Source organism: Proteus sp. fly-1013 (genome assembly GCF_040140245.1).
Taxonomy (GTDB): Bacteria; Pseudomonadota; Gammaproteobacteria; order Enterobacterales; family Enterobacteriaceae; genus Proteus; species Proteus mirabilis_B.
Map to the genome: position 1 here is coordinate 392,257 of NZ_JBEEWD010000004.1, position 14,132 is coordinate 406,388.

A 14,132-nucleotide genomic window follows, 5' to 3' on the forward strand; every position below is an offset into this window, starting at 1 on the left:
ATCGACTTTGAAAAATCAAATAAAAACAATTGATAAATAGTAAGGATCAATTTTTGTATAAAAACCAATCTAATTCAACAGTAAATATCTTAAATATAACTTAGAGGCTGTGATTTTAATAAGATATTAAGAAAGAAAAAAACAACCGATTTATGCCGGTTGTTCTCTTAATAGACATGCAGAATTAATTAATTGAGTTAACTAAATCATGCCAAGTAGATAAAACTAACGCTTGATCAGGTGGTGAAAGCTCACCTGCTTTTATTGCCTTTTGAATGCTCTCTTCTACACGCGCTCTTAACGCTTCTAACTGTGTGTTATTTTCTTGCTCGAGTTCAGCAATAGCCAGTGTAATATGGCCTTGTAAATATCCGCCTGCAAATAATTCATCATCAGTGGCATGTTCAACACGGCTATCAATTTTATCTAATAAGTACGCTTCATACTCAGAAAGCATTATTTATCCTCAATATATAATGTTGCTACCTTTTATATTTACCCCATATTAACAGGATATAAATACATGTGTTCTAGCAACCTTACTACTTCAGACTCCACCCTATTGGGTAAAACCTTCACAGTGGATAGGCGATAGTTATTCTCGCAATCCTTAATTAACCAAAGGATTTTCCTGATACGGAAACATCTCTTCGGTTAGCTCTGGGGTATTGTAAAACAAATGTAACGCATTAATAAATAGCTGTGCACGAGGTGGCGTGTTTTTATCTCGTAAATAAGCGAGTACTTGTTCTCTAACTTTATTTCTAAATTCATAACGGTCAGGTTCAAAGTTACCTTCTAAATTGTCACAGCTGACATTAAAAGGATAACCAGCAGCTTGGCAAAATAACCAATCTAATGCTTGAGGTTTGATTTCTACAACTTCAAACTGCCCTTGAGTGGTTTCATCTCGTCCATCTGGACAATACCAGTAACCATAATCAACTTGTTGGCGACGAGCCTCTCCAGCAATACACCAATGTGATATTTCATGTAATGCACTGGCATAAAAACCATGAGCAAAAATGATTTGGTGATAAGGTGTCTCTTCATTTGCAGGCAAATAAATCGGCTCATCATCCCCTTTAACTAAACGGGTTTGGAAACTTTCGCTAAAACATTGATTAAAGATATCAATTAACTGTTGATAATGATGTGCTGACATTTAAAAACCATCTATTCCTAATTAAAAAGTGCAGAAAACCAAAGTGTAATAGTATCGCCATGATTGTCATGAATGAGTTTGATGCTCATCAAAAAGGAGATAATGACCAGCATAGGTCTTATTAATTTTTGCCCTTTTGTTAATACTAAGCCTGCACCTAAACGAGCACCAATAAATTGCCCACAAAGCATAACTAAACCTATAGTCCAAATAACCTGCCCACCAATAATAAAAAACAGTAAAGAGCCAAAATTAGAGGTGAAGTTAAGCAATTTAGCATGAGCGGTCGCTTTTGAAAGATTATATCCAAGTAACATGACATAACCTAAAGCGAAAAAAGAACCTGTACCCGGTCCAAAAATACCATCATAAAAACCGACACCACCCCCTAATATTGCCCCAAAAGTATAGTAACCAATACGTTGCTTACTATCTTGAGCACCTATTGATGGAGTGAGAAGAAAATAGAGACCAATGGCGATGGTAAGAATAGGAAGCGCTTGTTTAAGAATTTCAGGATTAATAAACTGCACTAACATGGCACCAGAAACTGCACCAATAAAAGTCATTAAAATTGCAAATCGTTGCGCTTTTAAATCAATAACCTTTCGACGTATAAAATAAAGCGTAGCCGAAAACGAGCCACCCACTGATTGCAATTTATTTGTTGCGAGAGCTTGAACGGGAGGAATGCCTGCTGATAACAAAGCTGGAATGGTGATTAACCCACCGCCACCCGCTATTGAATCAATAAAACCTGCAATTAAAGCAACAAAGAAGAGAAGAAGGTAGATGCCATCTGAAAAGAGCCAATCCATTTATCTATCCGAATTATTAGGAATGAAGGACGTGTTGCTGTGTTTATCTCATTTATTTTAAAAAAACCACAGCAACACGATCTGAGCATAATAAAATTAGGCGCTCACACCTTTAAAGCTAACATCAAACTTACAACAGTTTATCGACCACGTTATTGACGTAGAATGATTACCATTGCATTAACGGAGGTACAACATCACCACATTGACCACGTTGGCGCAATGCATGATCGAGCAAAACAATTGCCATCATTGCTTCTGCAATAGGAATAGCGCGTATTCCTACACAAGGATCATGACGACCTTTGGTTATCATATCGACTTCTTCACCATCACGATTAATTGTTTTACCTGCAATAGTAATGCTCGATGTTGGTTTTAAAGCAATATGTGCAACGATTGGCTGACCGCTGCTAATCCCACCTAAAATGCCACCTGCATGATTGCTAGTAAAACCATTTTTAGTGATTTCATCTCTATTTTCAGTGCCTTTTAAGGTTACAACACCAAAACCATCACCAATTTCAATTCCTTTAACAGCATTGATACTCATTAATGCATGTGCTAAATCTGCATCTAGTCTGTCAAAAACCGGCTCACCAAATCCTGCTGGCACACCTTCTGCAACCACGGTCACTTTTGCACCAATCGAGTTACCTTCTTTTTTAAGCGCACGCATATATTCATCAAGTGCTTCTAAACGAGAAGGATCTGGACAGAAAAATGGGTTGGTTTCAACGATAGACCAATCAACAAGATCACAAGTAATTGGGCCTAACTGAGAAAGATAGCCTTTTACTTCAATACCCATTTTCTCTTTTAGGTATTTTTTTGCGATTGCACCAGCAGCAACACGCATTGCCGTTTCTCGTGCAGAAGAGCGCCCACCGCCACGATAATCACGCAAACCATATTTTTGCTCGTAGGTATAATCAGCATGACCAGGACGAAAAACATCTTTGATTTCACTGTAATCTTGAGAACGCTGATCAGTGTTTTCAATCAGTAAACCAATGCTTGTCCCTGTTGTGACACCATTAAATACACCTGATAAAATGCGAACTTGATCAGGTTCACGGCGCTGAGTGGTATAACGCGAAGTTCCAGGTCTACGTCTATCTAAATCAACTTGTAAATCGGCTTCTGTTAAAGGTAATCCAGGCGGTACACCATCAACAATGCAACCTAATGCAATACCATGAGACTCACCGAAAGTCGTGACTCTGAATAATTGTCCGATACTGTTTCCTGCCATCCCTTTATTCCTATCTTTTACTGTGTGATGTTATCAATATGTTATTTGCAATAAATAACAATCTACCGTCTCATTGCTGTTACATCAACGTTTATCAGTAGAAAAACACGCTGAATATTCGACGAGCTGTTCACGAGTCAGCATAAAGACACCGAGTCCACCATTTTCAAACTCAAGCCATGTAAATGGAACTTCAGGGAATTGCTCAATAAGATGAACCATACTATTCCCCACTTCACACACCAAAATACCTTTTTCACTCAGATATTCAGGGGCTTTTAGTAAAATTTGTCTTGTGATATCAAGACCATCAATACCCGAAGCTAATGCTAATTCAGGTTCAACTTGGTATTCATCAGGTAAATCGCCCATATCTTCAACATCGACATACGGCGGATTTGTCACAATAATATCGTATGGTGTTGGAACAATGGCATTAAATAAATCGGACTGCATTGGATAAACACGATGCACTAAACCATGATTTTCAATATTAAATTCAGCCACTTCCAGTGCATCTTCAGAAATATCAACCGCATCGACTTCAGCATCTTCAAATTCATGAGCACAAGCAATAGCAATACAGCCACTTCCAGTGCATAAGTCGAGAATGCGTGCTGGCTCTTGCTGAATTAAACCATCAAAATGATTATTGATTAATTCACCAATAGGAGAGCGAGGGATAAGAACACGTTCATCGACATAAAATTCGTGGCCACAGAACCAAGCGCTATGCGTTAAATAAGGAACTGGGATTTTCTGCTCAATACGGCTTTCGATCAGCGTAATAATTTCCATCTTTTCAGAAGTTGTTAACTTGGTTGATAACAGTGCATCTGGAATATCTAAAGGAAGCGCAATCGTCGGTAATACCAGCTGTAATGCTTCATCCCACGCGTTATCTGTGCCATGACCATAGTAAATATCAGATGAATTAAACTGACTCATAGCCCAACGTAACATATCTAGGATCGTGCTTAGATCAGCAACCGCTTCCTCTTTTAGTGTTATATCCAAAACTGTTGTCCTCTGAAGAAATAGAAAGTCTGTAGTTTGCCATGAAGATAGCGATAAATCAGCGGGAAACCATAAAAAAACATCATTACGCTATTATTACTTTTACTATAACCACACTCTTATTGCGGTTTTAAACTTCAATCATATAGTCAAAAGCAAAATTTATGATCTATTCACAAACAAAGATTGGCATTTTATACTTTTAATTTAACTTTTATTAGCAAGTTAATGGAATTGAACCATACTTAGAGCATGAAAGAATTAACTGTGTACCAAAATGCGCCTATAGATGTTTTTCATTTAATATGTAGTCACTTGAAAGCAAATAACTAATTTTAAAGACTATTTAAATATCTTTTTATCGTTTTTTATCGCAACCTGAAGATATAACAACGTTTTATGTTCCACAGATATTATGAGTAGGGCAACTTGTTAACCAGCCTATATTTGCTAACTATGTGACTATTTCGGCAGGGTAAATTCCCTGCCTTTTTTTATGCTAAATTTATGGCCTATACTTTTTTATCTCTGACGCTATTTCATGTACTATTGCCTTATAAAGACAGTAACACTATGAAGAATCGTAAAAAATGAATAAAAAATTTTCATTACCGCCTTCTGAAATTGAGTTGTTTCAGGAGATGATAAAAGGCACTAAAAAATTACCTCAAGATAAAATACTTCATTCGCCAAAACGTAAAAAAGTGACACATTACGCGCCTGAACGTCTGCAACAAGAGCAAGTTGATGCCTCTTATTATTTTTCAGATGAATTTCAGCCTAATTTAGCTACAGAAGGCCCAATGCGCTATTTAAGAGAAGGCGCTAATGCTTATGAATTAAAAAAGCTACGTCGTGGTGATTATGTACCTGAATTTTTTCTAGATTTACACGGATTAACACAGTTAATTGCAAAACAAGAGATTGGCGCATTGATTGCAGCATGTAGACGAGAACATGTTTATTGTGCCTGTATTATGCACGGACATGGCAAACATATTTTAAAGCAACAGACACCTCTTTGGTTAGCACAACACCCCGATGTAATTGCTTTTCATCAAGCTCCTAAAGAATGGGGAGGTGATGCCGCATTATTAGTACTCGTGGAAAACGACGATATTGCTCGTCGCTAAACCTCAAAAATTCTATTGCATTAACCCTTAAATCACCTATCGGGTGAAATAAGGTGTTAATTATTTACTTAGTTAGTTGATTTAAATTTTATTTCAATGTTGAGGGTGACACTTGCCATAGCAATTCCCCTGCACCTTTTGATAAATCAAAATCAACACAGGCAATGGTTGATGTTGAAAACATAGGAGCACATACCGCAGGACAGAGTTCAGCGACAACATAACCAACTAAAGGTAAGTGAGAAATAACAAGAATATTTTTATATCCTGTATCACCCAAGGCACGTAAGTAATGTGCAACATGTGAAGGATTACCTCCAGGGATAAGTCCATCATCTGTTTCTATTTTATTAGGTAGCGCTAAATCTACTTTTACTGCATCCAATGTCTGTTGAGCACGCAAATAAGGGCTGACTAAAACATAATCAATTATATGTCCTTGCTTTATCATCCATTCAGCCATTTTTATTGATTCACTTTTTCCACGTTCAGTCAGTGGTCTTAGTGCATCGCTGGCAGCATCAAGAGCTGCTTCTCCGTGGCGCATAATAAAAATTTGCATAGTAAATTATCAAACCTATTTTATTTTTGTAATTACTGGTATTTACAGTTTTAAGATACTTAATTTAATTCAGTTTAAATCAATATATCCCCATATAAAAATCTTCAATACCTTAATTGCAATAGCATTATTAATCTTTTTAAGATCATGCCGTTGGTTTACAAATCAACATTATTTTCAGAATTTTATTTTAAAAAACTTCGTTTTTAAATTTATTTTCAAATAACTATTTTGCCATATCTGGCTATGATTAACACTTTCGACCTCTTTTTCCATTAAAAATTCACCAATTATTAATCTGACGCAAAAAGTACAAGAAAAAAGGCGCATAAGCGCCTCAATCAAAACAAATGTCACAAAAGGAAAAAGCAATGGTAAAGTGATGATGTTAATCGTAAAAACGTTCATTTCGTTTAGCCATTTCAACTAAACGCTCACAAGGGCGATATTTCTCTCCATACCTATCGGCAAGTTGATTGAGCTTCTCTGCCACTTTTGTTGTTCCCATACTGTCCATATAACGGAATGGACCACCGAAAAAAGGAGGAAAACCGATACCAAATACAGCGCCAATATCACCATCTCGTGGTTGCTTTATAATATTTTCATCTAAACAACGAACGGCCTCATTTAACATTAATAATAAACAACGCTCCGTAATTTCAGAGGAAGATAATTGGTTTTTAGGTTTAATTTGTAATAACCGATATATAGCCGGATCAGGCTGTTTTTTATTTTTACTCAATGAGAAAGGTAATGCATGTTTTACATAAAGATAAAAACCTCGCCCATTTTTACGACCTTTTCTATCATCAGCAATAATGGCATCCACAGCAGGAGGAGAGGCAAATCTTTCTCCAAATGCATTCACTAATATTGGTGTTATTTTTGTGCCAATATCGATACCCACTTCATCCAATAACTGAATAGGCCCTACGGGAAAACCAAACTGAACAAGTGCTTTATCAATATTCTCAATAGGTTCCCCTTGTACTAAGCATGTCAATGCTTCACTGATATAAGGAGCAAGAATACGGTTGACATAGAATCCCGGTTTATCACCAACAACTATTGCAACCTTGCCCTGCTTTTTCGCAAAAGCTACCGTTGTAGCAATGGTTTTTTCATCGGTATTTTCATGCGGAATAACTTCAACCAAAGGCATTTTTTCTACTGGGCTAAAATAGTGAAGCCCGATCACTTTTTCTGGATATTTTGCTGTTTCTGCAATTTTATGAATAGGAAGTGAAGAGGTATTTGAAGCAAAAATAATTTTACCTTTCCCTACTTCTTCGATATCTGCAACCATCTTCTGTTTTAAAGCCAGATCTTCAAAAACCGCTTCAACAATAATATTTGATTGATGAAAACCGCTGTAATCCAGTGAACCCGAGAGCAGCCCCATTTGACGTTGACGTTCGCGTGGAGATAACCTTTTTTTGCTCACTTTGGCTGAAAGCGCTTTCCAACTATAATTAAGTGCCTGAGCAATCCCTTTATCACTAATATCCTTAATTCTTGCTGGTAAATTACCTTTTGTCGCCGTGACAAAGGCAATACCTCCCCCCATTAGCCCACCGCCTAAAATACCAATATGGTGCAAACTATCTGGTTTTTCCGAAGATCCTGTTTCATTTTTAAGTGCGGTAGAAGCAAAGAAGAGATGCCTTAATGCAGACGAAACGGGTGTCATCGCTAGCTCACCAAACGCATTTGCCTCTTCTTTAAAACCTGTTTGAATATCTTTCTCAAGGCCTCGTTCAATCACATGAAGAATACGCTCTGCTGCAGGATAGTGGCCTTTTGTCTTGGCTAATGTGCGTTTTTTTGCTTGCCCAAACAATATATTTCTACCTAAAGTTGTGTTTGCCCAAAAACGATCCATTGCCGAATGCTTTTTCTGCTCTTTTTTACCCGATAAAATCCATTTAGCAGCAACTTCTAATAGAATATCTTGTGAAACAACATCGTTTACAAGACCTAATTTTAAGGCTCGTTTCGCATTAATTTGTCTACCCGTTAAGATCATATCTAATGCAGATGTCACACCAATAAGACGAGGTAAACGTTGAGTTCCGCCAGAGCCCGGCAGTAATCCAAGTTGTACTTCAGGAAGTCCTAAACGCGTTTTGCTATTATCAGAACAAATTCGCCCATGACAGGCTAAAGCTAATTCAAGCCCTCCACCAAGGCACGCACCATTAATAGCAGCCACAACCGGCAATGGGTAGTTTTCAAGTTGCGTAAAAAGATCCTGCCCCGCTTTGGCTAATGCACTCGCTTCTTCTTTGGTTTTACAACCCGCAATCATGGAGATATCCGCACCCGCAATAAAACTGTCTGTTTTACCTGAAGTGATAATCAATCCTTTTACACCAGAGTGTTGCTGAGCTTGCCTTAAAACATCTTGAAACTGCTGCACAAACTCAGCTTTTAGCGTATTTACTTTTTCACCAATAACATCAATAGTGATAACGCCCACTTTGTCATTACGAACTGAGAATTGAAAAACAGATGATTTTTCTAGTGTTGTTTGTTGTTGTTCCATTATTCCACCTCCAAAATCATCGCTGCACCTAATCCACCAGCCGCACAAGCAGTGGTTAACCCAAACCCTCCGCCTCGACGTTTAAGCTCATGTAGTGTCTGTGTGACCATTCTTGCGCCAGTCGCTGCAAATGGATGCCCATAAGCAATAGAACCGCCTAGCACATTAAATTTATCCATATCCACTTCTCCAATCGCCTTGGATAAGCCTAATTGTTCTTTAGCAAACCGCTCACTGGCAAATAGTGTTAAATTACTTAATGTTTGTGCGGCAAAAGCTTCATGCATATCAATTAACGTTAAATCACTCAATGCAAGACCAGCGCGAGAAAGCGCAAGTGGCGTGGCATATGATGGTCCCAATAACATATCTTTCCAAACATCGGTCGCTGTAAAAGCATAACTACGTAGATAACCAAGAGGTTGATAGCCTAAGCTTTTAGCAACAGATTCTTTCATCATTAATACAGCCGCTGCGCCATCGGTTAATGGCGTACTGTTTGCAGCAGTGACACTGCCATGGCGACGATCAAAGGCAGGTTTGAGTTTGGCATAAGAATCAAGAACGGAGTTTTTACGAATATTGTTATCTTGATGAAAGCCTTCTTTGTAAGGCGGGAAAAACGCCGTCATAACTTCATCATTTAATTTACCCATATCCCATGCTTTCGTTGCTAATTGATGAGAGCGATGCGCTAATTCATCTTGAGCTGTTCTTGAAATATGGTAAGTCTTTGCCATTTGTTCCGCAGTATCACCCATACGTAACCCTGTTGAATATTCAGCAACTGCGGGTGCCACAGGAAGAAGGTCACGAAATCGTAATTGGCTTAAATAGCTTAATCTCTGACCTAATGATTTGGCCTTATTAAGGCTTAATAGAACATCTGCAAGCTTTTTACTAACACCAATAGGCAAAACTGAAGAAGAGTCTGCACCACCAGCAATACCGACAGAAACATGTCCTGCCATCATGCTTTCAGCAATATTAGCAATCGCCTGAAAGCTTGTTGCACATGCTCTTGTTACACTGTAAGCATCAGTTTTTACACTTAATCCTGCGCCGAGTACAATTTCTCTGGCAATGTTAGGTGCTTCTGGCATTTGAACCACTTGACCGAAAACAAGTTGATCAATAATTTCGGGAGGAATTTCATTGCGAGTCACTAATTCTTGAACCACTGAACGCCCTAATTCAACCGCAGGTATTCCTCGATACGCAGTCGCTTGTTTAGCAAAAGGTAAGCGTAGCCCGCTGACAATAGCGATGCGATCTTTCATAGCACTGTTCGTTGATGACTTCATAACGGCTCCTGACAAAATGATTTCCTAACACCAAAGAGGTCTGACCTGACAATAGTGTTAACAAAAATTTCACTTTTCAGAAACGTCATTTTACGAGAAGTGGGAGTTAGCGCTCAATATTTCGATGAAATGTCTGAAACTTAACAATAGTGATAGAAAAGAGAATGGGGTGCTCAAGGGATATAAAAAAGGCTGTTGAATTTCAACAGCCTTAAATCTATTAATTTCAGAGGATTAACGTAATCCTAACTGGAAAATTAGGTTTTCTGCTTCACAAGAGAATGTAAAATCAGCAGTAAGTTGAACACCACCATCAACATCAGCAAATTGTTGATTGATTTTGCAAGGCTCTGAAGCGATAGATTGTGCTTTTGCACTAAGTTGATCTAACATTGCTTGCGCTTGTACTTTATCAGCGAAGACATGCTGATATGACGCTGTGCAATTCTTATTGTCAATAATAGTACCCACATCTACACAACAGCAAGCAGCGGTTTCTTCTGCACTACAACGATTAATTGCGTCTGCCATTTTAGTCTCCCAACGAAAGAAATGTTAATTATCTATCATAATCGCAAAAAAATAAAATAAACTGCTTTAGCTCAAATTTTATTACAATTTTACAAAAATAATTGATTATTCTGTTTATTTAACAATCAAAAACATCTTTATTGGCATATTTTGTGAAAAATATGTTAACTAAATCTCAATTATTGAATCTAAATGGCAATATTTGTAAAACATACTTGCAACATTTAGGGTAATCAACTTTATACTTAATCAACTGGTCTGATTTGTCATAACGACAACCGCACCTAAAATCCAGCGCTTCTAATCAGAAGTTACTAACTTAAAAAAATTATGAGGGTTTAGGTCATGAACCGTAAAAACCTGTTTACTCGCACAGCACTAGCTGCCATTGTAGGAGCAATTTCCTCTCAAGCAGGCGCTGCCGGTTTTCAGTTAAATGAATATTCTACTTCAGCACTAGGGCGTGCATTTTCAGGGGAAGGCGTCATCGCCGATGACGCAAGCGTAGGTAGCCGTAACCCAGCAGCTCTTACCATGTTCGATCGCCCTGAGATTTCTGTCGGTGCTATCCATATTAATCCGAGTGTCGATATTAAAGGTAAATCACCTATTGGTGCTCATGCTAGCACTAATGCTGGTGATATCGCACCAAGTGCATTAGTCCCTAATATCCACTTTGTTGCCCCTATTAATGATAAATGGGCGATTGGTGCATCAGGTACAACAAACTTTGGTTTAGCGACCGATTTTAAAAAGGATTATGCGGCTGGTATTATCGGCGGTAAAACTGACTTAAAAACCATGAACTTAAACTTAAGTGCAGGTTATCGAGTAAATAACCAATTTAGTGTCGGTTTAGGCTTAAATGCCCTTTATGCTGATGCCGAAATTACACGCCATGCTGGTGAACTACCTGGAATGCTTGGCCTTCCTGTGCCACCTTCAGCACGAGTTGCTCAACTTAAAGGTGATGCTTGGGGCTTTGGCTGGAACGCGGGTTTATTATATGAATTCGACGAAGGTAACCGTGTAAGCTTTACTTACCGTTCTAAAGTTAAAGTGAAATTTAAAGATGGTGAATACCAAAATGATCTACCACCACTGCCAGCACTTGATGCGATGGGCATTATTGGCACCAACGGTGAAACCATTAAAGGTAAACTTGACCTTAACCTACCTGAAATTTGGGAGTTTGCAGCTTATCATCGTGTAGCACCAAAATGGGCAGTTCACTATAACTTCGCTTATACAAGTTGGAGCGCATTTGAAGAGTTAAGAGCCACACGTAAGAGTGATGGTCAGCAACTATTCAAGAAAGAAGAAGGCTTCCGTGATGCATGGCGTGTTGCATTAGGAACGACCTATTATCACGATGATAACTGGACATTCCGTACTGGTATTGCCTTCGATGATAGCCCAGTCCCTGCTGATAAACGCTCAATCTCTATTCCAGACCAAGACCGTTTCTGGTTAAGTGCGGGTGCAACTTATGCATTTAACAAAGATATGTCTGTTGATGTCGGCTTAGCGTATATGCACGGTAAAAAAGTCACCATCAAAGAGAAATTATCTGAAGATTTACCATTACCTGCTTATGAGTTTGAATCATCAGGTAAAGCATGGTTATACGGTATGAACTTTAACTACCGTTTCTAATTTTTCACGGTGCTTTTTATACAAAAAATGGTCTTTTTTTAAGACCATTTTTTATTTATTCATCAAGCTAACAAAGATAATAAACTAATCGATAGAATCTAAGTCATCTTCAATGGCTTTCGCATTAGGATTTTCTTTTACAGTGCCATCTGCTTGGAAATCGTTACGCTGGAAATAAGCTTCACGCATCATTAAGTATGGATCAGAAGAGTTTTGTAAAATCGCATCTGAATCGAGCAATTGTGCCCGTGTTTCAATTCCCTCTAATGCCCACTTACCTGCTGACATCCAAAACGTTAAATAACTCAGCATAGGATACGTTAAGTCAGCCCAGTCACCGCCCTCTTCACGGACAGTAAAACTACCATAGCCCGGTACAACCACATAAGGGCCGTAATCCATACCATAATGACCTAACGTGCTACCAAATCGCATTGGGACTTCTTTTTCCATCGTTTCTTTAGACATACCAGCGACATCTATTAAGCCACCCATACCAAAAACGGTATTAATCCAGAAACGACCAAAGTGTTTCGCACCTTTCTCAAAGTCACCACGCAACACACTATTCACCATACTTGCAGGCTCTTCTAAGTTACCTAAAAAGTTAGATAAGCCATTTCTTGCTGGTGGTGGCACATAATCACGCCAAACAACCGCAACAGGGCGTAAGATATAGGGATCTAAAACATAGTAGTTAAAATCAAACATCTGGCGGTTGAACCCTTCCAATGGGTCAGAGCGCCCCTCCCCATTATTAGGGGTACTTGCACATCCTGAAAGTAAGGCGACTGAAAGAGCAACACCGCACAGGCGATACTTCATAATGTTCTCCGCTAATTATCTTATGATGGACAGCATCATAGTTCGCATATTCATAAACTCTACACATAATACTGTCAATGCATGATAAGTGGTACTTTTATTAGGTTTTGATCTTATAAGATAATTCGGTTTTTGTGATTATCTTATTGAGCTGATTTAAAATATTAGCCCAATGCTATGGGCTAATATTTAAATACATGAGGTTATTTAATTATATTCTTTTATCACTAATCGCTCTTCTGAGGCAGGGTACGAAAAATGCTGTGTAATAAAATCAAACTCTACTTCTGTGGTTTTAAACGGGTTCTCATCTGATTGATTACGTAAAGATAATCGTTTTTTACACTCAGCACTTTCTACTTTCAAAACATGGAATAAATAAGGCATCCCTGTATTATCCGCTAATGATTTTAGCCATTGTCGCTGCTTCGGTGTATTCGCCGGAAAATCCATAATAACGGTATTTCCAGCTTTAAGAAGAACTGCAATATGTTCGCTTAATACACTCTTCACTAACTCACTTTTTTCAATATAGTCAGCTACTGTCTTTATTTGATTTGGGTAAAGCCGCGATAGCCATTCATCTTCATTGATTAATACCGTTCTGGGTGATTTAGCAAATGATTTTGCTAACGTTGATTTACCAGAAGCAATTTTTCCACAGAAAAAATGTAAACGAGCATCAGAAGATGATTTTAATAAATCAGTACCATAAGAGTTATCGATAACACAAAGCCATTGGTCATTGATAAGTTTAAAAACATAAGTGGCTTCTCTTATTGTATTAAACTTTCCTTCATTTGGCATATTTGCACTTAAAAGTGTTTGTGCTAAAACAAGCGCACAATCTTCACCAAAAATAACTTTTACTTTTCCTTGAGAGACTTGTAATGAGTGATTAAAAAATCCAGCGATCGCCATAAATGCTTTTTTTAGTGAAGGCTTACCAGAAACATACAAATCATCTTTAACTACCAACGTGCCATTTTCAGTATAAAAATTCATTAGATACTCAAAATTTTCGTCAGTGATAGCTTGGTCTGCATTTGCAATTAGTTGCGTTAGCGACTGGGTATGTTGATCAACTTCTTCTGGAGTAAACATTTTTTTTCCTTATCTTTGTACCAGATAAGGAGTTTAAAATAAAAAAACCCGCTTATCTGGCGGGTTCATAATACAACCAATCCCCACCACTAAGTGATGGTAATAATAATTGCTGGAGAGGTTGTAAAATATGACATAAAAATAAACCTTATAAATAGACTAAATAAAATCTAGCAGTAATTTATTTTTTAAACAAGAATATATTTTTAAAATC

At 37.9% G+C, this 14,132-nt stretch carries 13 protein-coding genes; 2 read left to right on the plus strand and 11 right to left on the minus strand.

Translation table 11 applies throughout. The features are described from left to right. Window positions 1–184: 184 nt before the first annotated feature. The 5 genes from ABN236_RS10560 to prmB form a co-directional block, all read right to left on the minus strand. Window positions 185–457, minus strand: coding sequence for a YfcL family protein (locus tag ABN236_RS10560; RefSeq protein ID WP_006533359.1), 273 nt, complete (start codon window positions 455–457; stop codon window positions 185–187). Window positions 458–610: 153 nt separating this feature from the next. After that, the gene (locus ABN236_RS10565; RefSeq protein WP_088495095.1) at window positions 611–1,165 is read right to left on the minus strand and encodes an elongation factor P hydroxylase; all 555 of its coding nucleotides are present in this window, start codon (window positions 1,163–1,165) and stop codon (window positions 611–613) included. Between the two features lie 17 nt (window positions 1,166–1,182). Further along, entirely contained in the window at window positions 1,183–1,983 is an 801-nt protein-coding gene (locus ABN236_RS10570; protein WP_194950842.1) for a sulfite exporter TauE/SafE family protein, read from the minus strand. 169 nt (window positions 1,984–2,152) lie between these two features. Beyond that, window positions 2,153–3,238, minus strand: coding sequence for a chorismate synthase (gene aroC / locus ABN236_RS10575; protein ID WP_151435599.1), 1,086 nt, complete (start codon window positions 3,236–3,238; stop codon window positions 2,153–2,155). 84 nt (window positions 3,239–3,322) lie between these two features. Beyond that, window positions 3,323–4,255: a 50S ribosomal protein L3 N(5)-glutamine methyltransferase gene (prmB, locus tag ABN236_RS10580; RefSeq protein WP_161711361.1), complete on the minus strand. Its 933-nt coding sequence runs from the start codon at window positions 4,253–4,255 to the stop codon at window positions 3,323–3,325. A 590-nt stretch (window positions 4,256–4,845) separates the two neighbouring features. Between prmB and smrB the strand changes: the two genes are divergently transcribed. Then, window positions 4,846–5,388 carry an endonuclease SmrB gene (gene smrB, locus ABN236_RS10585; RefSeq protein ID WP_075670570.1) on the plus strand — a complete coding sequence of 181 codons (543 nt, stop codon included), beginning with the start codon at window positions 4,846–4,848 and terminating at the stop codon, window positions 5,386–5,388. Window positions 5,389–5,476: 88 nt separating this feature from the next. Here the strand turns inward: smrB and sixA are convergent, their stop codons facing one another. From sixA to ABN236_RS10605, 4 genes are all read right to left on the minus strand, one after another. Beyond that, complete coding sequence (gene sixA / locus ABN236_RS10590; protein ID WP_088495091.1) at window positions 5,477–5,950, minus strand: phosphohistidine phosphatase SixA; 474 nt, start codon at window positions 5,948–5,950, stop codon at window positions 5,477–5,479. Between the two features lie 388 nt (window positions 5,951–6,338). Continuing rightward, on the minus strand, window positions 6,339–8,498 hold the full coding sequence (gene fadJ / locus ABN236_RS10595) for a fatty acid oxidation complex subunit alpha FadJ (RefSeq protein WP_502929625.1): 2,160 nt from the start codon (window positions 8,496–8,498) through the stop codon (window positions 6,339–6,341). Then, entirely contained in the window at window positions 8,498–9,802 is a 1,305-nt protein-coding gene (gene fadI, locus ABN236_RS10600; protein ID WP_088495089.1) for an acetyl-CoA C-acyltransferase FadI, read from the minus strand. Before fadI ends, fadJ begins: the two co-directional genes overlap by 1 nt. Window positions 9,803–10,036: 234 nt before the next feature. Continuing rightward, window positions 10,037–10,333: a YfcZ/YiiS family protein gene (locus ABN236_RS10605; RefSeq protein WP_006533378.1), complete on the minus strand. Its 297-nt coding sequence runs from the start codon at window positions 10,331–10,333 to the stop codon at window positions 10,037–10,039. A 345-nt stretch (window positions 10,334–10,678) separates the two neighbouring features. Between ABN236_RS10605 and fadL the strand changes: the two genes are divergently transcribed. Continuing rightward, a complete protein-coding gene (gene fadL / locus ABN236_RS10610) occupies window positions 10,679–11,989 on the plus strand; it encodes a long-chain fatty acid transporter FadL (protein ID WP_349473937.1) in 1,311 nt (436 codons plus the stop codon). Between the two features lie 84 nt (window positions 11,990–12,073). Here the strand turns inward: fadL and mlaA are convergent, their stop codons facing one another. Next, window positions 12,074–12,814: a phospholipid-binding lipoprotein MlaA gene (gene mlaA, locus ABN236_RS10615; RefSeq protein ID WP_075670556.1), complete on the minus strand. Its 741-nt coding sequence runs from the start codon at window positions 12,812–12,814 to the stop codon at window positions 12,074–12,076. A gap of 207 nt (window positions 12,815–13,021) precedes the next feature. Then, window positions 13,022–13,918: an AAA family ATPase gene (locus ABN236_RS10620; protein ID WP_349473938.1), complete on the minus strand. Its 897-nt coding sequence runs from the start codon at window positions 13,916–13,918 to the stop codon at window positions 13,022–13,024. Window positions 13,919–14,132: the final 214 nt, after the last annotated feature.